Source organism: Paraburkholderia sp. NMBU_R16 (assembly GCF_013282575.1).
Classification (GTDB): domain Bacteria; phylum Pseudomonadota; class Gammaproteobacteria; order Burkholderiales; family Burkholderiaceae; genus Trinickia.
Map to the genome: position 1 here is coordinate 123,929 of NZ_JAAAYE010000002.1, position 21,106 is coordinate 145,034.

18 protein-coding genes are annotated in these 21,106 nt (G+C 62.2%); 11 read left to right on the plus strand and 7 right to left on the minus strand.

The features are described 5' to 3' along the window. Window positions 1-59 precede the first annotated feature (59 nt). The 5 genes from GWC77_RS01515 to purU all read left to right on the plus strand — a co-directional run bounded on the left by GWC77_RS01515 (window position 60) and on the right by purU (window position 5,199). A complete protein-coding gene (locus GWC77_RS01515) occupies window positions 60-2,063 on the plus strand; it encodes a monovalent cation:proton antiporter family protein (protein ID WP_173255084.1) in 2,004 nt (667 codons plus the stop codon). Between the two features lie 81 nt (window positions 2,064-2,144). Beyond that, window positions 2,145-2,711, plus strand: coding sequence for an adenine phosphoribosyltransferase (locus tag GWC77_RS01520; protein ID WP_173255085.1), 567 nt, complete (start codon window positions 2,145-2,147; stop codon window positions 2,709-2,711). 87 nt (window positions 2,712-2,798) lie between these two features. Further along, on the plus strand, window positions 2,799-3,413 hold the full coding sequence (locus GWC77_RS01525; protein ID WP_173255086.1) for a LysE family translocator: 615 nt from the start codon (window positions 2,799-2,801) through the stop codon (window positions 3,411-3,413). 17 nt (window positions 3,414-3,430) lie between these two features. Beyond that, window positions 3,431-4,288 (plus strand): NUDIX hydrolase family protein, encoded by an 858-nt coding sequence (locus GWC77_RS01530; RefSeq protein ID WP_173255087.1) that lies wholly within the window; start codon window positions 3,431-3,433, stop codon window positions 4,286-4,288. 41 nt (window positions 4,289-4,329) lie between these two features. After that, window positions 4,330-5,199 (plus strand): formyltetrahydrofolate deformylase, encoded by an 870-nt coding sequence (gene purU / locus GWC77_RS01535; protein WP_173255088.1) that lies wholly within the window; start codon window positions 4,330-4,332, stop codon window positions 5,197-5,199. A gap of 15 nt (window positions 5,200-5,214) precedes the next feature. Here the strand turns inward: purU and GWC77_RS01540 are convergent, their stop codons facing one another. Then, window positions 5,215-6,300 (minus strand): AI-2E family transporter, encoded by a 1,086-nt coding sequence (locus GWC77_RS01540; RefSeq protein WP_173255089.1) that lies wholly within the window; start codon window positions 6,298-6,300, stop codon window positions 5,215-5,217. 71 nt (window positions 6,301-6,371) lie between these two features. Continuing rightward, a complete protein-coding gene (gene uvrA / locus GWC77_RS01545; protein ID WP_173255090.1) occupies window positions 6,372-9,233 on the minus strand; it encodes an excinuclease ABC subunit UvrA in 2,862 nt (953 codons plus the stop codon). Window positions 9,234-9,396: 163 nt separating this feature from the next. Here uvrA and GWC77_RS01550 point away from each other — a divergent pair, with 163 nt between their 5' ends. Together GWC77_RS01550 and GWC77_RS01555 are read left to right on the plus strand one after the other, a co-directional pair. After that, window positions 9,397-10,608 carry an MFS transporter gene (locus GWC77_RS01550; protein ID WP_173255091.1) on the plus strand — a complete coding sequence of 404 codons (1,212 nt, stop codon included), beginning with the start codon at window positions 9,397-9,399 and terminating at the stop codon, window positions 10,606-10,608. A 17-nt stretch (window positions 10,609-10,625) separates the two neighbouring features. Further along, the gene (locus tag GWC77_RS01555; RefSeq protein WP_173255092.1) at window positions 10,626-11,147 is read left to right on the plus strand and encodes a single-stranded DNA-binding protein; all 522 of its coding nucleotides are present in this window, start codon (window positions 10,626-10,628) and stop codon (window positions 11,145-11,147) included. Window positions 11,148-11,472: 325 nt separating this feature from the next. On the opposite strand, the gene GWC77_RS01560 is transcribed toward GWC77_RS01555, so the two are convergent. Further along, window positions 11,473-11,853, minus strand: coding sequence for a nucleotidyltransferase family protein (locus tag GWC77_RS01560; protein ID WP_173255093.1), 381 nt, complete (start codon window positions 11,851-11,853; stop codon window positions 11,473-11,475). Window positions 11,854-12,302: 449 nt separating this feature from the next. On the opposite strand from GWC77_RS01560, the gene GWC77_RS01565 reads away from it, so the two are divergent. From GWC77_RS01565 to GWC77_RS01580, 4 genes are read left to right on the plus strand one after another with little or no spacing between them, the layout of a single operon-like run. Next, a complete protein-coding gene (locus tag GWC77_RS01565; RefSeq protein ID WP_173255094.1) occupies window positions 12,303-12,842 on the plus strand; it encodes a spore coat U domain-containing protein in 540 nt (179 codons plus the stop codon). Window positions 12,843-12,861: 19 nt separating this feature from the next. Continuing rightward, a complete protein-coding gene (locus tag GWC77_RS01570; RefSeq protein ID WP_173255095.1) occupies window positions 12,862-13,599 on the plus strand; it encodes a molecular chaperone in 738 nt (245 codons plus the stop codon). 52 nt (window positions 13,600-13,651) lie between these two features. Continuing rightward, window positions 13,652-16,006, plus strand: coding sequence for a fimbria/pilus outer membrane usher protein (locus tag GWC77_RS01575; RefSeq protein WP_173255155.1), 2,355 nt, complete (start codon window positions 13,652-13,654; stop codon window positions 16,004-16,006). Then, a complete protein-coding gene (locus GWC77_RS01580; protein ID WP_173255096.1) occupies window positions 16,003-16,458 on the plus strand; it encodes a spore coat U domain-containing protein in 456 nt (151 codons plus the stop codon). Before GWC77_RS01575 ends, GWC77_RS01580 begins: the two co-directional genes overlap by 4 nt. Before the next feature lie 225 nt (window positions 16,459-16,683). Here the strand turns inward: GWC77_RS01580 and GWC77_RS01585 are convergent, their stop codons facing one another. The 4 genes from GWC77_RS01585 to GWC77_RS01600 form a co-directional block, all read right to left on the minus strand. Beyond that, the gene (locus tag GWC77_RS01585) at window positions 16,684-17,925 is read right to left on the minus strand and encodes a glycosyl hydrolase family 28 protein (RefSeq protein WP_173255097.1); all 1,242 of its coding nucleotides are present in this window, start codon (window positions 17,923-17,925) and stop codon (window positions 16,684-16,686) included. Window positions 17,926-18,232: 307 nt separating this feature from the next. Then, window positions 18,233-18,964 (minus strand): nucleotidyl transferase AbiEii/AbiGii toxin family protein, encoded by a 732-nt coding sequence (locus GWC77_RS01590; protein WP_173255098.1) that lies wholly within the window; start codon window positions 18,962-18,964, stop codon window positions 18,233-18,235. Continuing rightward, complete coding sequence (locus GWC77_RS01595; protein ID WP_173255099.1) at window positions 18,939-19,463, minus strand: hypothetical protein; 525 nt, start codon at window positions 19,461-19,463, stop codon at window positions 18,939-18,941. Before GWC77_RS01595 ends, GWC77_RS01590 begins: the two co-directional genes overlap by 26 nt. Window positions 19,464-19,520: 57 nt before the next feature. Next, window positions 19,521-20,984: an MFS transporter gene (locus GWC77_RS01600; RefSeq protein ID WP_173255100.1), complete on the minus strand. Its 1,464-nt coding sequence runs from the start codon at window positions 20,982-20,984 to the stop codon at window positions 19,521-19,523. Window positions 20,985-21,106: the final 122 nt, after the last annotated feature.

Below are 21,106 nucleotides of genomic sequence, written 5' to 3' on the forward strand. Positions count from 1 at the left end.
GCAGGCACGCCTTTCTCAACGCGCGGCGCTCATCCGCAGACAAAGAGGACGCATCGCACGTGATATCCCCGCTCGAGATGACGCTGTTGCTGCTCCTGGCATCCGTGGCAGGGGTCGTGCTGTTTCGCTATCTCAATATGCCTCCGATGCTCGGCTACCTGGCCGTCGGCATCATCGTCGGGCCGCACGCGCTCGGCATCGCACCGAATACGGAACGGGCTCAGAATCTGGCCGAATTCGGCATCGTCTTCTTGATGTTCTCGATCGGGCTCGAATTCTCGCTGACGAAGCTGCGTGCGATGAAGACGCTCGTTTTCGGGCTGGGGCTGCTGCAGGTGATCGGCACGGTCGCGCTTGCACTGCTGGGCGGGCTCGCGCTCGAGCGCTGGATGCACGTTCCGTGGCAAGGGTGTATCGCGCTCGGCGGCGCGCTCGCGATGTCGTCGACGGCCATCGTCAGCAAGATGCTCGCCGAGCGGCTCGAGATCGAGACCGAGCATGGACGCAACATCTTCGGCGTATTGCTCTTTCAGGATCTCGCCGTGGTGCCGCTGCTCATCATCATCGCGGCGCTCGGCGGCGATTCCCGCAACCTTGCTGCGACGCTCGGCGTGGCCGCGCTGAAGATCGTGGTCGCGCTCGCGGTCCTGCTGATGGTCGGGCAGCGGTTCATGACGCGCTGGTTCGATCTGGTGGCGCGCCGGCGCTCGCAGGAACTCTTCGTTCTGAACCTGTTGCTCGTGACGCTCGGTGCCGCGTTCATCACCGACAAGTTCGGGCTCTCGCTTGCGCTCGGGGCGTTCATTGCCGGCATGCTGATCGCGGAGACGCCCTATCGGCATCAGGTGGAAGAAGACATCAAGCCGTTTCGCGATGTGCTGCTCGGACTGTTCTTCGTGACGACGGGTATGCTGCTCAATCCGCGCGTGCTCGTTTCGCATCCGTTGCTGGTGCTGGCGTTGCTCGTCGGACCGGTGCTGCTGAAAGCTGTCATGGTGACAGGGCTCACGCGGCTTTTCGGCGCGACACCGGGCGTAGCGATGCGTACCGGGCTCGGCCTCGCGCAGGCCGGCGAATTCGGCTTTGTGCTGCTGAACCTGATCGAGGACAAGCACCTCGTCGATCCGGTGCTGCTGCAGGTGATTCTCGCTTCGATGCTGCTGTCGATGCTGGCGGCGCCGCTCATCATCCAGAACGCCGACCGTATCGTCCTGCGGCTTTCGTCGACGGAATGGATGCAGCAGTCGCTGCAGATGACCCGTATCGCGACGCAAAGCCTGCGGCAGCAAGGCCATGTCATCATCTGCGGATACGGCCGCTCGGGGCAGAACCTCGCGCGCATGCTCGAGCATGAAGGGCTGTCGTATGTCGCGCTCGATCTCGATCCCGATCGTGTGAACGCCGCCGCAGCGGCCGGCGAGTCCGTCGTGTTCGGCGATGCCGCGCGCCGCGAATCGCTCGTTGCGGCCGGTATTCACCGCGCGGCGACCGTTGCGATCACCTACGCCAATACGTCGTCCGCGCTGCGCGTACTGCACAACGTGCACGAGCTCGAACCGGCGCTGCCGATCATCGTGCGCACCGTCGACGACGCCGACCTCGAACGGCTGCTCGCCGCCGGCGCGACGGAGGTCATCCCCGAGATCGTCGAGGGCAGCCTCATGCTGGCTTCGCACACGCTCGTGCTGATGGGCGTGCCGATGCGGCGCGTCGTGCGGCGCGTCGAGGAAATGCGCGATGCGCGCTACAGCCTGTTGCGCGGCTATTTCCGCGGCGCCGACGATCTGGGCGATGACGACGGCCATGAGCAGGTGCGGCTACAATCGGTGCCCGTCGACGGCAACGCCGAGGCTGTCGGCCGCACGCTCGAGGAACTTGGCTTGAGCGAGCTCGGCGTCGAGGTGACGGCCATTCGGCGGCATGGCATTCGCGGTGTCGAGCCGGGTCCCGAAACCAAGCTGCGCGAGGCCGATATCGTCGTGCTGCGAGGGGTGCCCGAGGCGCTCGCGCTGGCCGAGGCGCGGCTCTCGAAGAACCGCCGCGCCGGGGCGGCGACCGTCTGACGCGCGGCGCCGGCGAGCGCATTTTCGTTTTTGATCGATCGGGCCTGCCGGGCGAGGCGGGCCGTCCTTCGGAGAGTTTCCATGTCCAACCCGCCCGAGCACGAGCCGCACGACGCCGCCGCGTTCATCAAAAGCCAGATCCGCACGATTCCCGACTGGCCGATGCCCGGGGTCCAGTTCCGCGATATCACGCCGCTCTTGCAGCGCCCGAAAACGCTGCGCGTGCTGATCGACCTGTTCATCGAGCGTTATGTCGAGGCGAAGCTCGACTACATCGCCGGGCTCGACGCACGCGGCTTCATCATTGCGCCGATCGTCGCCTATGAGCTCAATCTGGGGTTCGTTCCGATCCGCAAGATCGGCAAGCTGCCGTTTCGCACGGTGTCCGAATCGTATTCGCTCGAGTACGGCACGGCCACCGTGGAAATTCACGAGGATGCCTGCAAGGCCGGCGATCGCGTCGTCATCGTCGACGATCTCATCGCAACAGGCGGCACGATGATGGCAGGCAAGAAACTGCTCGAGCGGCTTGGCGCGCACGTGATCGAAGGCGCCGCGATCATCGATCTGCCCGATCTCGGCGGCTCCAAGCTGTTGCGCGACAACGGGCTGCCGCTCTATACGATCGCCGAATTCTCGGGCCATTGAGCCGGCGCGGCGTTGCTTCGGCGCACGAGCTCGTGTGCTGCCGCGGCTTCGCCCGTCGACTGTCCCACCTAGACAGGAAGCCAACGGATGAACCAGATAGCGCTTTTTGCCGCGGCCTCGGCCGCCATCACCGTCGCGCCCGGGCCCGACAATCTGCAAGTCATTGCGCGCGGCATCTCGCAGGGGCGGGCGGCCGGCTTGGTTGCAGCGCTCGGATTCGCGGCCGGCGTCGTTTTCCATACGACGCTTGCCGCTTTCGGCATTGCCGCGCTCTTGCGCGCCTCCCCGTTCGCGTTTCATCTCGTCAAGCTTGCGGGCGGCGCATATCTGATCTGGATCGGCGTGAAAGCCCTGATGAGCCGCGGCCTCAGCGAGGCGCATGCGAGGCCGCAGCAGCGGCTTTCGACCGTCTTTCGGCAAAGCGTGCTCGGCAACATGCTCAATCCGAAGGTCACGCTCTTTTTCATCGTGTTTTTACCGCAATTCGTCGACCCCGCCGCGGCGACGAGCGTGGCCGTGCAGATGATCGGGCTCGGTCTCGTGTTCATGCTCGAGACGGTTGTGATCTTTTCGCTTTTCGGGCTGTCGGCGGGGGCGATCGACGCATGGCTCAAGCGCCGGCCACGCATCGGCGTCTGGCTCGACCGGCTGGCCGGTGCGACCTTCGTCGCGCTCGGCTTGCGCGTCGCGCTGCGCGATTGAGCGGCAACGGAGGAACCATGAGCTTGCCTTGTATCGCCGCCGCGCGGTGTTTCGACGCGCGCGCCCATCGACCGTTCTGGCTCGCCGGGCGGCAGGTCGGGTGGATTCGCGAGTCCGACGTCTCGCTGCTCGCGCGTTGGCCCGACGTTTTCATGCTCGAGGCGGCGCGCGTCACGCTTGCCGCGCGCTTCGACGAAAACGCCGACACGCGTTCGGCGGCGCTCGGGGCCGTCATCGGCGCGCTGGCGGCCGCCGGCCGGATCGTAGGCTGGCGCGACGAGATCTACGCAGTGCGCAACAGGTTCGACGAGCCGCCGCTCGCCTATATCGAACGCGCCGCCGCGCGCTTTTTCGGCACGATGACGTATGCGGTGCATCTGAACGGCATCGTAAAATACCCGGATCGCGCACCGCAGCTTTGGATCGCGCGCCGCAGCGACACCAAGGCGACCGATCCGGGGCTGCTCGATAACGTCGTCGCCGGCGGCATTGCGTGGGGGCTCGGCATCGAGGCGACGCTCGCCAAGGAGTGCTGGGAAGAGGCCGGCATCGGCGAGGCGCTCGCTTCGCGCGCCGTCGCTGGGCGCGCCGTGCATGTGCTGCAGACGATTCCCGAGGGCACGCAGTCGGAGCAGATCTTCGTCTACGATCTGATGCTGCCGCAGGACTTCTCGCCGCGCAATCAGGACGGCGAAGTCAGCGAGCACCGTCTGGCGCGCGTCGATGAAGTCGCGCGGTGGATCGAGGAAGGCGCGATGACGGTGGACGCGAGCCTCGCCAGCCTCGAATGTTTCTTGCGGCACCGCTGGATCGACGAAGAGAGCTGCGCTGGCATCGACACGCTCTTCATTGCGCCGCCGCCCGCATCGATTTAGCGCGGCGCGCGCTATCGAATCAACAAAGGAGTTCGCAGGTCATGTCGACCGAACACAGCTTCATCCTCAAACTGTCCTGTCCCGACCGGCCCGGCATCGTTCACGCCGTTTCCGGATTCCTGTTCGAGCGCGGCAGCAATATCCTCGATTCGGCGCAATTCGGCGATAGCCGTACCGGCGAGTTCTTCATGCGCGTGCATTTCCAGCAGGTCGGCGGCGGACCGGCGCTCGACGCGCTGCGCACTGCTTTTTCGGAGCTGGCCGAGCAGTTTTCGATGCGCTGGGAGGTGCACGACGCGACGGTGAAGCCGCGCGTCGTCATCATGGTGTCGAAGATCGGCCATTGCCTGAACGATTTGCTGTTTCGCTATCGCACGGGTCAACTGCCGATCGAAATCCCCGCGATCATTTCGAACCATCGAGACTTTTATCAACTGGCCGCGAGCTACGACATACCGTTTCATCATTTCCCGTTGACGGAATCGACGGACGCCGCGAAAGCCGCACAGGAAGCGCGCGTCTATGAAGTGATCGAGCGAAGCGACGTCGATCTCGTCGTGCTCGCGCGCTACATGCAGATCCTTTCGCCGGCGCTGTGCGAGAAGCTCGCCGGTCGCGCGATCAACATCCATCATTCGTTCCTGCCGAGCTTCAAAGGCGCGAAGCCTTATTACCAGGCGTTCGATCGTGGCGTGAAGCTGATCGGTGCGACGGCGCATTACGTGACGACCGATCTCGACGAAGGCCCGATCATCGAGCAGGAAGTCGAGCGGGTCGATCACAGCATGACGCCCGACCAGTTGACGGCGATCGGAAGGGACGTGGAGTGCGTGACGCTCGCGCGTGCGGTGAAGTGGCATGTCGAGCACCGCATCGTGCTCAACGGAACGAAGACCGTCGTGTTCCGGTGAGCGGCTGCCAGCGTCTCAGATCAGCCGCAAATAGATGAGCTCGCGCTTGATATAGGCGTAGAAGATGGGCGCGGCGACAAGCCCCGGTATGCCGAACGCCGCTTCCATGATCAGCATGGCGAGCAGCAACTCCCAGGCGCGGGCTTCGATCTGTCCGCCGACGATGCGCGCGTTCAGGAAGTACTCGAGCTTGTGGATCGCCACGAGAAAGCCGAGCGAGGCGATAGCCGTCGGCAGGCTCACGGAGAGCGAGACAGCCACGATCAGCGTATTCGAGATCAGATTGCCGATGACGGGCAAAAGGCCCGCGATGAACGTAATGAGGACAAGCGTTTTCGACAGCGGCAGCCGTTGATGAAAGATGGGCAGGGCGAGCAACAGGTAAAGCGCCGTGAACACGGCATTGATGGCCGAGATCTTGATCTGCGCGAAAACGATGCGCCTGAAGGCATCCGCAAAGCGGGCGACGCGTGTCGCGAACGCCCGCGCGAGCGGCAGCCGCTGAACGTGGCGCTCGGTCGTGATCGCGATCATCGCGCCGATGATCATGCCGAAGAGAACATGTCCGAACCCGCGCGCGACGTTTTTCCCGCCTTGCTGGAGCTGGCCCATGTGCGTATGCACGAGCATGCCGGCCTTTTCCTTCATTTGCGCGGCATCGACGGGCAGCATCGCCGAGATCCATTCTGGAGCGCGCCCGCGGGCCTGCTCCACGATCTGCATCACCTGATCGAGCAAAGTCTGGATATTGGGCACCGTATGCTCGAAGTGCTCGATCATGCCGATGGCCAGGCTCGTCAGGCCGCCCACGACGACCATTGCGAGGATGACGACCGCCAGCCAGCGCGCCCGCTGGCTCGACATATGCCGCTCGATCGCGGGTGCGATCGTATGCACGAGCTGGTACACGAGCATGCCGGCGAGCAGCGCGCCCAGCAGCTTCCATTCGATCACCGCCCACATGCCGAACAGCACGACGGCGTAGCTGCCAATTTCGACCGCCGACAGCCTCGGCAGGCTCATGTCGCTCGTAAGCCGCACCTGACGCGGCGGCTGCTCCCGTACGGGCAAATCTTCCTGTGCTTCATTGCGCTTGACCATGACGCCTTTCGTCTCCAGCCAGTTCAGGCCGCGATGCCTATTTCTTGTGCGTTGCAGCGCAATATGCCGCGTTAGCGGCGCGCGAGCAGCGGCGCAAGATATTTCCCCGTGAAGCTCGCTTTAGATCTCGCAATCTGTTCGGGCGTACCCTGCGCGATGATCTGCCCGCCTCCGGCTCCGCCTTCGGGACCGAGATCGATGACCCAGTCCGCAGTTTTTATGACATCGAGATTATGCTCGATGATTACGACACTATTGCCATGATCGCGTAACCGGTGGATGACTTCCAGCAGCAAGGCGATGTCATGAAAATGCAGGCCCGTCGTCGGTTCGTCAAGGATATAAAGTGTTCGTCCCGTATCGCGCTTCGAAAGTTCAAGCGATAGTTTGACGCGTTGCGCTTCGCCGCCCGATAGCGTGGTGGCCGATTGCCCCAGGCGGATGTACCCGAGGCCCACATCGAGCAGCGTCTTGAGCTTGCGCGAAATGACAGGAACCGCGCCGAAGAATTCGTACGCATGCTCGACGGTCATGTCGAGCACCTCGCTGATGTTCTTGCCCTTGTATTGAACTTCGAGCGTCTCGCGGTTGTAGCGCTTGCCGTGGCAGACGTCGCACGGCACATAGACATCGGGCAGAAAATGCATCTCCACCTTCAGCACGCCGTCGCCCTGGCAGGCTTCGCAACGGCCGCCCTTGACGTTGAACGAGAATCGTCCCGGGTCGTAGCCGCGCTCCTTGGCCGTGGGCACGCCGGCAAAGAGCTCGCGGATCGGCGTGAACACGCCCGTGTAGGTGGCAGGATTCGAGCGCGGCGTGCGGCCGATAGGCGATTGATCGACGTTGATGACCTTGTCGAAGTGCTCGAGCCCCTCGATCGATTCGTAGGGCGCCGGCTCGGTCGTCGAACCATACAGATGTTGCGCGACTGCGTTATAGAGCGTGTCGTTGATCAGCGTCGATTTGCCGGAGCCCGACACGCCCGTCACGCAGGTGAGCAGGCCGACCGGCAGGTCGAGCGTCACATGCTTGAGGTTGTTGCCATGCGCTTCGACGATGCGCAGATGTCGCTCGTCCGGGTCCTTGCGCTCATCGGGAAATTCGATTCGGCGCGCGCCGGCGAGATACTGACCCGTCATCGAAGCGGCATCACCCTCGACCTCGTCGGGTGTGCCCTGCGAGATGATCATGCCACCGTGCTCGCCCGCGCCGGGGCCCATGTCCACGACGTAGTCGGCCATGCGGATCATGTCCTCGTCGTGCTCGACGACGATGACCGAGTTGCCGAGATCGCGCAGATGCTTCAGCGTCGCGATGAGCCGGTCGTTGTCGCGCTGGTGCAGGCCGATCGACGGCTCGTCGAGTACGTACATGACGCCGGTGAGGCCCGAGCCGATCTGCGAAGCGAGGCGGATGCGCTGCGCCTCGCCGCCCGAAAGCGTATCCGCGCTGCGTTCGAGCGAGAGATAATCCAGCCCGACGTTGTTGAGAAACATGAGCCGGGCGACGATTTCCTTGATGACTTTTTCGCCGATCTCGCGTTTCGCGCCTTCGAGCGACAAGGTCTGGAAATAGCCGAGCGCATCGCGCAGCGGCGAGCCGCTGATTTCATAGATGGCGCGTGCCTGACCATCGGTGCCGAGCCGCACGAAACGCGCCTCTCGGCGCAGCCGCGAGCCGTCGCATGACGGGCACGGCTGATTGTTCTGGTACTTGGCGAGTTCTTCGCGCACCGCGGCCGAGTCCGTTTCGCGGTAGCGCCGCTCCAGGTTCGGGATGATGCCTTCGAAGACGTGTTCGCGCACGCTCGCGCGGCCGCGCTCGTTGATGTACGAGAACGGGATCGTCTCCTTGCCCGAGCCGAAGAGAATCAGTTTCTTGATCTTCTCGGGCAAGTCTTCGAACGCCGTATCGATATCGAATTCGTAATAGGCCGCGAGGCTTTGCAGCATCTGGAAATAGAACTGATTGCGCCGGTCCCAGCCTTTGACGGCACCCGCCGCGAGCGAAATCGACGGGTAGGCCACCACGCGCTTCGGGTCGAAGAAGGTGATCTGGCCGAGCCCGTCGCAATCCGGGCACGCGCCCATCGGGTTGTTGAACGAGAAAAGACGCGGCTCGAGTTCGGGCAACGAATACGAGCAGACGGGACACGCGAACTTCGAGCTGAACATATGCTCTTGTCCCGTATCCATTTCGAGGACGACCGCACGGCCGTCGGCGAGCCGCAGCGCCGTTTCGAACGATTCCGCAAGGCGCTGCTTCATATCGGCGCGCACTTTCAGGCGGTCCACGACCACGTCGATCGAATGCTTGTCGTTCTTCTTCAGCTTGGGCAGCGAATCGACATCGCAGACCGTTGCGCTGCCTTCGTTGGCGGTGCCGCCGCCCGAGCGGATCCGAAAGCGGATGAAGCCTTGCGCCTGCATCTGCTCGAAGAGCTCGGCATGTTCGCCCTTGCGGTTCGCCACGACGGGCGCGAGGATCATCAGCTTCGTTTCCTCGGGCAGCGCGAGTGCGGCGTCGACCATCTGCGAGACGCTTTGCGCCTCGAGCGCGATATTGTGATCGGGGCAGTAGGGCGTGCCGACGCGGGCATAGAGCAGGCGCAGGTAGTCGTGGATTTCGGTGACCGTGCCGACCGTCGAGCGCGGGTTGTGCGAGGTCGCCTTCTGCTCGATCGAGATGGCGGGCGACAGCCCCTCGATGAGATCGACATCGGGCTTCTCCATCAACTGCAGGAACTGCCGCGCGTAGGCCGACAGGCTCTCGACGTAGCGGCGCTGGCCTTCGGCGTAGAGCGTATCGAAGGCGAGCGACGATTTGCCGGAACCCGACAGGCCCGTGATCACGATGAGCTGATGGCGCGGCAGGTCGAGATTGACGTTTTTCAGGTTGTGGGTGCGGGCTCCACGGATGCGAATCTGTTCCATAACCTGGCGAGGGAGAAGGCCAAACCTGCTACTATAACGACTTTTCCAGACCGCCGTTACGGTGTCCTTACAGCGCGCGAGAAGGTGTCAACGGCGGGCGTGAATGCCGTCGCTTTCGGCGATTCCCAGACAAGACCCCCTGCAGATCTCCGGCTCGCCTTCGATGTCGAACGCTTCCGTTACCTCCTCACGCATGAGTGCGCCCGAGTTGCGCGCGACCGTGGCGCTCGCGGGCATTTTCGCGTTGCGCATGCTTGGTCTATTCATGATCATGCCGGTCTTCTCCGTCTACGCGAAGACGATTCCCGGTGGCGACAACGTGCTGCTCGTCGGCATCGCGCTCGGTGCGTATGGCGTGACGCAGTCGATGCTCTACATCTTTTATGGATGGGCATCGGACAAGCTTGGGCGCAAGCCCGTCATTGCAGCCGGTTTGCTGATTTTCGCGATCGGCAGTTTCGTCGCGGCGATCGGCCATTCGATGGCCTGGATCATCGTGGGCCGCGTGATTCAGGGGATGGGCGCCGTCTCGTCGGCCGTCATTGCCTTCATCGCGGATCTCACGGCCGAGGAACATCGGACGAAAGCCATGGCCATGGTGGGCGGCAGCATCGGCATCTCGTTCGCCGTTGCGATCGTCGGCGCGCCTATCGTCTTTCATTGGGTGGGCATGAGCGGGCTGTTTACGCTCGTCGGCGTGCTGTCGGTGCTTGCGGTGGGCGTGGTGCTGTGGATCGTGCCCGATGCGCCGAAACCCGTGCATGTGCGCGCACCGTTTGCCGAGGTGCTGCGAAACGTCGAGCTCTTGCGCCTGAACTTCGGCGTGCTCGTGCTGCATGCGACGCAAACGGCGCTCTTTCTCGTCGTGCCGCGGATTCTCGAGAGCGGTGGCCTGCCCGTTGCATCGCATTGGAAGGTGTATCTGCCCGTGATGGGCTTGTCGTTCGTCATGATGGTGCCTGCCATCATCGCGGCCGAAAAACGCGGCAAGATGAAGCCCGTGCTGGTCGGTGCCATCGGGCTTATCCTGTTCGGCCAATTGCTGCTCGGTACCGCACCGCATACGATTCTCACTGTGGCGGCGATTCTCTTCGTCTACTTTCTCGGCTTCAATATTCTCGAGGCGTCTCAGCCGTCGCTCGTGTCGAAGCTGGCACCGGGCACACGCAAGGGGGCGGCAGCCGGCGTCTATAACACGACACAGTCGATCGGGCTTGCGCTCGGGGGTGTCGTGGGGGGATGGCTCATGAAGTCGGCGGGGCCGAACGCCGTGTTTTTTGCGTGCTCGGGTCTGGTACTGGGGTGGCTTATAATCGCCGCCAATATGAAGACGCCGCCGCGCAAGGTACAAGCCGCAGGCCGCGGCGAAGCGTGAGTTAACTGGAGAAACACATGGCATCCGTGAACAAGGTCATTCTCGTCGGTAACCTGGGCGCCGACCCGGAAGTGCGTTATCTGCCGAGCGGGGACGCCATCGCGAACATCAGGCTGGCGACGACCGATCGCTACAAGGACAAGACGAGCGGCGAAATGAAGGAAGCCACCGAATGGCACCGAGTGGTGTTTTTTGGGCGCTTGGCCGAGATCGTCAACGAATATCTGAAGAAAGGGTCGGCCGTGTATGTCGAAGGTCGCTTGCGCACGCGCAAGTGGCAGGGCACGGATGGGCAGGATCGCTATTCGACCGAAATCGTGGCCGATCAGATGCAGATGCTCGGTGGCCGTGGCGGTTCGGGCGGTAGCAGCAGTGGCGGCATGGGCGATGAGGGTGGATATAGCCGCGAGAGCGCTGAACGTGGCGGTGGCCGTTCGGGTGGCGGCGCAGGTGCTGCGCGCAGCGGTGGCGGTGGAAGCCGCCCGAGCGCGCCGGCCGGCGGTGGGTTGGATGAGATGGATGACGATATTCCGTTCTAAACGGAATCCGTCCATCGGCTGCTGAACCCGGGCCGGAACACCAAGCGCAATCGAACGATTACGTGCGGTTTTCCGGCCTTTTTCTTGATGGCCCGGTTTGGACGTTACTCGGACCAGCGGTGTGTCTGGTAAATCCAGCAAGTCATCGAGCAGCGACTCCCCTATCAAGTCAATCCTAGGCTGCCGCATAACTTCGGTCGCGAAAGGATCGCGTTGCGCGAGCAAGGCTCGAAATTGCTCACTCGTGAAAACGGTGGCGTTGAACGGACGATTATATTTGCGGGCGAGTGGGCGCAGGAGCGCATTTGTCCTAAGTTCGGACACTTCACCGAGCACAAGCACGTCGATCGATATCACTCTCCGCCTTTTCGTCATGCCGCGCGAACGATCCAAAAATGAAGGCCGCTTGTACGCCAGGTCTCTCGCGCAACACGTGCTGGAGATCCGCGACAAGTGCGCTGCTTTGATGAAAGAGTGTGATTAGCGGTGCGAGGGCCGGGTCTCGCGCGACCCGATAGGCAGCGTTCGTCGTACCGTGCCTCACGAGTCCGGCAGCCTGCCAGCGCTGCAACCATCGGTGCATATCACTAGGGTCCAGTTTGGCTTTGGTAGCCAGTTCCCTGGCGCTGAATTCTTCGTTCGGATGTTCGAACAGGTAGCGGAGGGCTTTGAAGCGACCCGCCCCACCGAAGAGCTCGGCAAACATCGTCTCGTTCCATGCCTTTGACTCACCTTGGGACGCCGTCTGTCACCGTGCCGCCGACGGACGACTTATCGCCGATCAATAGAAAGCTACGTTTCATACTGATGATGCTCTCGGTATTTTTGTATTCAGGGCGAATAAATAGTACAGGCCAGTGCGGCCGTTAACTGGCATATGTGCTCGTCCAACTCGGGGGTGCGGCCCTCGAAATTCTCGTGCTTCTTTAGCGACGAGCGCCGTAAAGCCTCACATGCGGCCCCACTGAATCTGGGGCACGAGCGCGAAGACCCGCTTACAAAAGGAATCCAGGGAACGCACAGTCTACGCTCGCCGCATTCAGCGTAGATTCGAATAATAAAATAAATCTGGCCTCGGTCGGTTAATCGACTTATTATAATATAATAAGGTTGCGCAAATACGTTGCTCGACCGATTTGCCGCCGGAGATTCACCATGGCTAACCGCAATTTGTTGAATAAAGAAGCTGACCGTCCCCTGCACATACGAACTCTAAAGTTTCTTCTCGGAGGTGTCGGCTTCGCTGGGGTATTCGCCTTTGGTCCTCCGTCAGCCGTCGCAGCCACAGCCACAGCCACCATGGCCGTCAGCGCGACGGTTCTGGCGACGTGTGCCATCTCGGCGGCCCCGCTGGCTTTCGGCGTCTATACGGGAGTACAAAACGATGCCGCGACTTCCCTCTTGGTGACCTGTACCAACACGACCTCCTATTCTATCGGCCTCGGTGCCGGGACGAGCGGCGGAACCGCGACAGCCCGGCAAATGGCTGGCACTCCCGCAGGCACGCTGTTGTATGCGCTGTTCTCGGACAGCGGGCGGACGGTCAATTGGGGTGACACCGGCGGCACCGGCCTCGTATCTGGAGTTGGCACCGGCCTGCCCCAGACGATCCCAGTCTATGGGCGGGTGGCGGCAGGGCAGCTTGTCGCGCCGGGCGCGTACGCCGACACGATTACGGCCACCGTCACCTACTGATCGATGTCGGTGACGCGAAATGATGCCTGCTACGATTGCCCGACGTCTGGCGGTCGGGGCGCTCACGGTTCTCATCGTTGCGCTGCCGGGCCGCGCAGCCCGGGCGCAGTCGCTCACGGTGCTGCCGATTGCCGTTCAGATGGTGCCAGGACAAATGACGAGCATCCTGAGAATCATCAATCAGGGGGACAGCGAGACTACCATCCAGATCCGCACCTTCGCCTGGAGCCAGCCTGAGGGCAAAGACCAGCTTACGACCTCCGATGAGGTGCTGGCCAGTCCACCACTCGCCATGATCCCACCGGGTGACACGCAGATCGTGCGTCTGGTGCTACGCCGCCGGCCGTTGGGACGCGAGGCCACCTATCGCATCCTGCTCGACCAGCTCCCGCCGCCGGCTGCGCCGGGGACAGTGCGTATCGCGCTGCGCTTGTCCATTCCCATCTTCGCCCAACCGCAGACCCGGGCCGTCCCACACTTGCAGTTTCACATCGAGAGCAACGCCCGCCAAGCATCCCTCGTAGCACTCAATGACGGAGGAAGCCACGAAGCGATCCGCGACATCGCGCTGACAGCGAGCGATGGCAGCGGGTTGAAGGTCGAGACCAACGCCTCACCGTATGTTCTCGCCGGCACCACACACAGTTGGCGCATTGTCGCGCAGAACCTTCCCGTACCCGGTGCAATCGCGCGTCTGAGCGCACGTGCGGATAGTGGTGCCTTCGAACAAGCGGTTCCCGTGGTTGCGGCGCCTTAGTCATCCGCGGGCGGGCATCGCGTGGCTCGGCCGCGCGGCAATCGTCGTGCTGATGCTGATCATCATGCCGCAACTAACCCGAGCCGCCGACCAAATGTTGTTACTGGAAGTAGAGGTCAATGGGCACTCCACCGGCAAGATTGGTGAGTTCACGCTGCGCGACGGTGCACTGATGGCGCGGCACGACGAACTGCGCGACCTTGGGTTCCGGGTTCCCGGCGCCCTCGCCATCGGGGCTGACGGCTTGATCGCTCTGTCGAGCCTGCCCGGGTTGATTTGGCGCCTGGATCAAGCGAGTCAGACCTTGTACGTCACCGCCCCCAACGACCGTCTGCTGCCGACGCTGTTGACGACTGGGGCAAGTGCCGGAAGCAGTGGTGCGGTCGAGAGCGGCACGGGTGCGACGCTCAACTATGACATCGCCGGCACCTCCACCGCCGGCCAGGACGTCGCCAGCGGACTACTCGACCTGCGGATATTCTCGCCTTGGGGCGTTGCCAGCTCCGGATTGCTGGCCTATGCGGGCAGAGGCCAGGGGGGCCGCAGCATGCCATCGACGATACGCCTGGACTCGAGCTATACGCTTTCGAACCCCGAGACGCTGCGTCGCTATCGTATGGGCGACTTGATCACGGGGGGGCTCGCCTGGACCCGTTCGGTTCGCCTCGGGGGAGCCCAGTTGACCTCGGATTTCACCATGCGACCCGATCTGGTAACTTTCCCGCTGCCCTCGATTAGCGGCGTCACCGCAGTTCCCACCACCGTCGACGTACTGGCCAACGGCACTCGATTGTTGTCGCGTCAGATCCAGGCGGGCCCCTTCGAAATTTCGCAACTACCGGTGGTAACAGGCGCCGGCACAATCTCGATGGCGCTGACCAACGCGCTGGGCCAACAGGTGGTCACGACGCTACCGTTCTACGCCAGCGCCGCGTTACTCGCCCCCGGTCTGCAGACCTTCTCGATGCAAGCGGGTGCGGTGCGGCGCAACTGGGGCGTGCTCAGCAACGACTATGGCCGCTTTGCGGGCACCGCAACCTATCGTCGCGGACTGTCCTTGGCGGTGACGGCCGAAGCCAGCACAGAAGCCACTGCGGGCTTGTTCATGGCAGGCGGCGGTGCCGTGATGAACCTCGGCAATTTCGCCGTATTCAATGCCGCGATAGCAGCCAGCGCCGGCTCCGCAGGCGCCAGTGCGCAGCTCTCCGCCGGCATCCAGCGTATCGGCAGGATATTCAGCTTCAGCGCCGCCGTATCGGTGGCCGGCCACAACTTTCGGGATGTCGCGGCGATGAACGGCGACCCGGTTCCACGCGTGCGGCTGAACGCCAGCGTCGGCCTGTCGCTGGGGCGATTGGGCTCCGTGGGGCTAGCGTATGCTGGAGTGGACCGCGACACCGCCCCCACTATGGTCAGGCAGTACGTTCCGCCGGGCAGCGCGCTGGCACAGAGCACCTCATCGAGCGGGACCGTCTTCTTCCAGCCGGCCCAACACACGCATATCCTCTCCGCCAGCTATTCCGTCCCGGTGCGCTCCATGTCACTCTATGTCACGGGGTATCGTGATTTCGCCAACGGCGGTGGCAGCGCAATGATGGTCGGATTTGCGATGCCGATCGGCAAGCGCAGTTCGGTTGATGCGAGCGTGGGGGTTGCCACGGGCGGCAGCTATAAGCAGTTGCAGGCGGCGCAGTCACCGGTGTCGATCGGCGACTGGGGTTACCAAATCTACGGCTCAGACAGCAGGTTCCGGCACGAATTCGCCCAACTGCGATACAAGTCGCCTTGGGCTCTCCTCGAGGCTGGCGCAGACCGGATCGACGGGCAGACATCGGCGCGCCTGGAATCCCAGGGTTCGCTTTCGTTCGTCGATGGCGGCCTGTTTGCGTCCAACGCGATCGACGACAGCTTTGCCGTGGTCGACACCGATGGACTTGCACATGTCCGCGTCCTGTACGAGAACCGCGACGCGGGCCGCACCGACTCCGCCGGGCGGCTGCTGGTGCCCGACCTGCGTTCGTTCGATGTCAATCACATCGGCATCGAGCCGACGGATATCCCGCCGGACGTCACAATTCCGTTCATCACGCGCGACGTGCGGCCTCAGGACCGCTCCGGCGTAGTGGTCAGATTCCCGGTGCGGAACAGTCATGGCGCATTGCTGCGACTGGTCGACGGCGCCGGCACACCGTTGGACGCCGGCAGCGTCGCCACGCTGCGTGCAACGGGCGCAGTCGTCCCCGTGGGCTATGACGGCAATGCGTATGTGGAGGACCTCCAAGCCCACGACGAACTCGACGTGGAGCAGCCAGACGGCCGGCGCTGTCATGTCGCCTTCGACTACCGGCCCATCCCGGGCGATATCCCGACGATTGGACCACTGCCTTGCCTGGAACAACGGCCGTGAGGCGGCGGCTCAGCCTGACGGCGCTGATGCTGCTCGCGCCGGCGGCGGCAAAGGCCATCTGTACCGTATCCTCCCTGGGCGTCGCGTTCGGCGTGTACAACCCGTCCGTCGCCACGCCCACGGATGCCACCGGTGCGGTGACGATCATATGCAGTGTGGCGTCCGGCCTTGGGAACTACAGCATCGCGCTCAGCGCCGGCGGTGGCGGCAGCTACGCCGGGCGGCGGATGAGCAACGGTAGTTCGGTGCTGCCCTACCAGCTTTACTCCGATGCGGCGCACAGCCAGATTTGGGGCGACGGCACCGGCGGCAGCTCTGTCGTTGTCGGCACCGGTAGCATTCCGCTGCTGGGTGGCACCTCGACCCATCAAGTGTACGGTCGCATCTCGGCGAACCGCGTGGCCAGCCCCGGCGCCTATACCGACGTCATCATTGTGACGGTAACGTATTGAAAGTATTCCGAACGGACGGCTATGACCGATGAGCGCAGGCTGTGCGGCTCCAAACCCGCAGACGCGGGGCGCTGTTCTCCAGGCCGGCTCATTGCGCTGTGCGAGAAGCTCTCCAACGTCCATTTGCAGGCGTAAGCGCGAGTTTGCACGGCGGGTTATCACTGTCTTCCGAGACGCACCGATCGAGTCGATGTAACGCTGAGCATCACGGATCGCGTAACTGCATCAAAACGAGCAGCTCGGCACGCTACCTGTCGTCGTGAAGCTCGACGTGGCCACGCCCGTTCCCGCGGGGACATCGTTCGAGTTATACAGGCCGACGTTCGCATACTGGTCCCCGTTTTGGCCTGTTGCATCGAGATTGATGTTGGCCAGATACGCGCCGACCGGATAACTCGAATTGAGCCCGGCTATCTTCGTATAGGCGCCCGACACCGATTGGATCGAGTAAGCCCCATTGACGAAGATGTTCGACAGCGCAGGACTACCGCCTGTCGTGCAACTGTTGTAGTTCGTATCCATGACGATCATGTGCTTGACATGGATCATGCATGTATTGACGTAGCTCACGTTCTTCACTGTCAGCGAACACGGTCCAGTCTTGACGTTGATACCGTTGTCGTTCGTCGACAGCATGCCGTTCAAGTCATAGCCGTACACGTAATTGTCCGTGAACAGAATGTTCGAGACCGTGTTTTTATCGATGCTGCCGACGGACAAACCATGGGTGCCGTAGAGCCTCGTGTCGGATACAGTGACGTTCGAAATGTTTCCGGAATTGGTCTTGATGGCGATGCCGTCGTCGCCGGCCTCGATGGTCGAATGGATGACCGTAGCGTTGGTCAGGCTATCGATGTCGATACCGTCGGCGTTCTTGCGCGTTGCGGGTGTACGAATGGACACGCCCCACGCTGTAAATCCGTTGCCGCCCTCGACGTACAGGTTCGGGTGCGCGGCCTGTGTCAGCGTGATGTTATAGACGATGAAGTTCGAGATTTTGCTGGCCTGCACGAGCCTCGGCGTTCCGGAAATGAGATCGCCGCGGCCGTCGACCGTACCCGGTCCCATCAACGATGCATGGGTGCCCGAGAATGCCAGTAGGTTGGCGTTGCTCGCATAGTTGTTCCCGATCAGCGTTGCGCCGGGACCGATGACGAGGCCCGCGCCGTTGATCGTCAGGCTTCCCGTGTAGAACGCGTCGTTGGAGCCGGACGGTGCAAGCACCACGCTTTGTCCCGTACCCGCGCATGCAGTTAACGCATCCTGAATGCGGCTCGTATCATCGGTGCTCGGCGGCGATGAACGCAACGAACTGGAGAAATTCGCATAGAGCGTCTTGCAGACGGCAGGATAAACCGGTTCAGTCACAGTGCGACTATCGCCGGTCGCCAGGGTCTGCGCGTGCGCCGATCCGGCAACGAACAGAATTCCAGCAAACAGCAGGCCCAATTTACGTTTTGTTTTCATTGTCACCCCTATCGTGGTCGAGCTTCTTTATTGCGTGCGAGACAATGCGCGCAGTTGAATGCCTGCCATTGTTCCGGCGAATTGTATTCGTACGAATGCTGCGTTTTAACGTTTGCGCGCGTAGGGAAATCCGGCAATTGGTGTAAGGGTGGCGGCAGACGTTCGGATGGAACTTGCGTTACCGAAGGTGCGCGGGTTTCTGCGGCTTATTCAGGCAAGGGCCGGCTGCTTCGAGGTGGCAGCCGGCTCGGTTTCATTTTTGAAACAAGGGTTATTCGTTGCCAACTGCAGAGCGGTCGTTGCGGATTCACTCGTCGGAGGGGCTACTGAACTCCTGTTTTGCGAGCCGGACCTCGAGCTGGTCCAAATGTGTCCGGAAGAAAGCTCGGATCGCATCCAGACTTGGCGCATCGGTTAGCAATGGTTCGTAGCCTTCGTCGCCGGCATCTGCTTTACACCTTCGCAGTCGCATTTGCGCATTCTCGAACTTAGGCATTGCGTTGTAGCGCAAAAAGACTTCATAGAAGTCGACGACCGAAAAACCGTGCTGCGTCATCAGGATATACAGATCGAACCAGTCCCGAGTTTTGGAGCGCTCAGCGCAAACGAGGCTCTTGAGCGCAAAGATCTCGTCCGGCGTAGCGACGCGAAGAGGCCGTGCAGAGTCGCCGGCGATAACTAGCTGTTCCGGAGGATCGGGTGCAATGAATGACACCTTGACGGTGTCATTCGCCAAGAAGTCTTGTTGGTAATTCGCGAGTTCGAGCCCTGCATCCAGAAAGTCCTCTTCCGCCTGCGGATTTTGGTTCAGTGCGAACTTGATGCCCCTGTCGCGCATCGACCGAGCAAGCACGTCAAGCTTGTTGCGAGGTAGATGCCCACCCGCCGCGTATGCGAGGTCCAAATCCTCGCTTACACGGTGTCCGATGCGCAAGGTGAGCGCGGTGCCGCCGATCAACACGAACCCTCTCAGAAGGGGGTGACCGTCCAGTTGCTCCCATACGGCGCGGGTATCAACGCGAAGCTTGCTCGAATCCACAGCGAATGTTCCTCAAGATGCGGCTTGTTACCGGTTGTGCGCGCCGAACCTCGCTATTGGGCGAGGCCGTGAGCATTTCCCACTCGCGTTCAAGCCTGCCGATGCCGAATTCCCGAGCCGCGTCGAGTAATGTCGTGAACCGGGGATCTAGTAATGCGCGCTGGATATAGACCGCATCGTCGGCTCCACGATTTGACCACACGAGTTCGGGGTGGCGATCGCGAAACCGTTTGGGTTGCCCCGCTGCCGCGTGGCGTTCCGATATCGGAGGACTGGCTGTCGAGTGCGACGCTTCGGGAATGATGGCGACGCGCACGCCGGCAGCGCGAGCCAGTTTCAAGACCGCGGACAGACGAGCGGAGCCGCGTTTTTTTATACGCGACAGGGCTTCCTCCGAGAGTTCGGCTCGCGAGGCCAGCACCTTTTGCGACAGATTTTTGCGTGCGGCGGCCCGGAAAATCTCCGCGATGAGCGCGCCATCGTCAAATTGAGTTGCCATGGTCTGCTTCCTGGTGTCCCCCCACCAGCAACTAGTTTACAGGAATTGATCGAATGATCAATTCTTGCGTTGGACGCCCCATGCTGAGCCGCTCTCGGCACGCGATCCATCTGCGCCGAGACCGCACTCTTTTATCGCCATCGCCGCGCACGCACCCAGCAGGCAACACGCAACGAGATACCAGCCGACCGACAAAGGGTCCGCTGTCCATTTCATCGACGCTGTCACCGCGAGGGGCGCGGTGCTCCCGAATACGCCGGCGCCGAGCGCATAGGCCGCTCCATACGCCGTCGCACGTTCCGAGCGCGGCACGGCCTCCAATAGCAATACAGTCGACGCACATCCGCCAAGAACGATCAACGCCGTAATAGAAGCGATGCCGATGACGAACGCCGCAGCACCAGTGGCTTTCGTCATCGCGGCGAAGAGCAAGTAGACACCGAGCGCCGTCCCGCCGATGCAAACGAAAAGCACCGGCTTGCGTCGCGCCAGCTTGTCGATGACCATGCCGGCCACCGGAGACAATGCAGCGATCAGAGCGCCAGAGAACGCTGCCGCAAGCAAACCGACCTGCATCGGCTTATCGATGATGCGGTTCGTGACGTATGCCAGGACGAGATGGACGATTGCATACAGCGGCGCCGTACGAAAGCCCATCAGAATCGTCGCGCAGATGAGAAAGACGCGGCGATGGCGGAAGAGCTGCACGATCGGCCGGAATCGATCGTCGGGCGGTGCGATGTCTTCGAACGCGCCGCGCGCCTGAAGCTGGAGCCGCAGATAGTAGGCGACGCCGATCAGCGGCAGGCCCATGGCAAATGCGAGGCGCCACCCCCAGTCAAAAAGCTGCGCCGGCATGAGCACGTTGCCGAGCAGTGCGCACAGCGTCGCCGCGAAAAACGGCGCGAGTCCGTGACCCGCCAACTGGCAGCCCAGGAGAAACCCGCGTCGCGATGACGGAGCGGCTTCGATCATCAGCGCGGCGGCGCTGCCGATTTCGCCCCCGACCGCGAACCCCTGAAGCAACCGGGCCACGACAAAAGCAAGCGGTGCGGCCATGCCGATATGCTCATACGTCGGGCAGACCGCGAGCGCCGCGGTGCCCAGCGCCGCGAGCCAGCAGCTCAGAATCAATGCCCGCAGCCGCCCACGACGATCCGCGTAGGCACCCAGCAATAACGCCCCGAGCGGCCGAGCGAAAAAGCCGACACCGAACGTAGCCCCAACGAGCAGCAGGGAGGTCATCGGCTCGGTGAAAGGAAAGAATCGATCGCCGATGATCGCGGCGAAGAAGCCGAACACGGTCAGATCGAAGAGGGCGAGGCCATCGAGCAGCGATGTCGCGAAAACAGCTCGAAGCAGTCGCGGATCGATGTGCTCGTCTATCGCCATGTCGTTGCCTTTCGCATCGTGGATGAATTCGATATGCAAGTGTCCGATATAAAAATCGAACAAGAAATACGAACACGAAATCAACCCAGCCCGGATATGACGATTCGTCACGAGCAAAGCTGAAATCAATCGTTCACGCCGAGCCCATCGTTTTCTAGACTGGCTCTTCCGGTTGCGCTCGCAACGGTGCCTTTGTTCCGATCAATTTGCACACCTGAATATTTTGACTGGCGCGTAAAAACGCTCCATGG

Excerpts from the sequence above, each read along its gene's own strand:
- GWC77_RS01525 (WP_173255086.1), top strand. The coding sequence starts at position 2,799 with ATGAACCAGATAGCGCTTTTTGCCGCGGCCTCGGCCGCCATCACCGTC.
- purU (WP_173255088.1), top strand. The coding sequence starts at position 4,330 with ATGTCGACCGAACACAGCTTCATCCTCAAACTGTCCTGTCCCGACCGG.
- GWC77_RS01595 (WP_173255099.1), bottom strand. The coding sequence starts at position 19,463 with ATGGCAACTCAATTTGACGATGGCGCGCTCATCGCGGAGATTTTCCGG.
- GWC77_RS01555 (WP_173255092.1), top strand. The coding sequence starts at position 10,626 with ATGGCATCCGTGAACAAGGTCATTCTCGTCGGTAACCTGGGCGCCGAC.
- GWC77_RS01575 (WP_173255155.1), top strand. The coding sequence starts at position 13,652 with ATGCTGATCATCATGCCGCAACTAACCCGAGCCGCCGACCAAATGTTG.
- uvrA (WP_173255090.1), bottom strand. The coding sequence starts at position 9,233 with ATGGAACAGATTCGCATCCGTGGAGCCCGCACCCACAACCTGAAAAAC.
- GWC77_RS01540 (WP_173255089.1), bottom strand. The coding sequence starts at position 6,300 with ATGGTCAAGCGCAATGAAGCACAGGAAGATTTGCCCGTACGGGAGCAG.
- GWC77_RS01570 (WP_173255095.1), top strand. The coding sequence starts at position 12,862 with ATGATGCCTGCTACGATTGCCCGACGTCTGGCGGTCGGGGCGCTCACG.
- GWC77_RS01560 (WP_173255093.1), bottom strand. The coding sequence starts at position 11,853 with ATGTTTGCCGAGCTCTTCGGTGGGGCGGGTCGCTTCAAAGCCCTCCGC.
- GWC77_RS01550 (WP_173255091.1), top strand. The coding sequence starts at position 9,397 with ATGTCGAACGCTTCCGTTACCTCCTCACGCATGAGTGCGCCCGAGTTG.
- GWC77_RS01520 (WP_173255085.1), top strand. The coding sequence starts at position 2,145 with ATGTCCAACCCGCCCGAGCACGAGCCGCACGACGCCGCCGCGTTCATC.
- GWC77_RS01585 (WP_173255097.1), bottom strand. The coding sequence starts at position 17,925 with ATGAAAACAAAACGTAAATTGGGCCTGCTGTTTGCTGGAATTCTGTTC.
- GWC77_RS01530 (WP_173255087.1), top strand. The coding sequence starts at position 3,431 with ATGAGCTTGCCTTGTATCGCCGCCGCGCGGTGTTTCGACGCGCGCGCC.
- GWC77_RS01565 (WP_173255094.1), top strand. The coding sequence starts at position 12,303 with ATGGCTAACCGCAATTTGTTGAATAAAGAAGCTGACCGTCCCCTGCAC.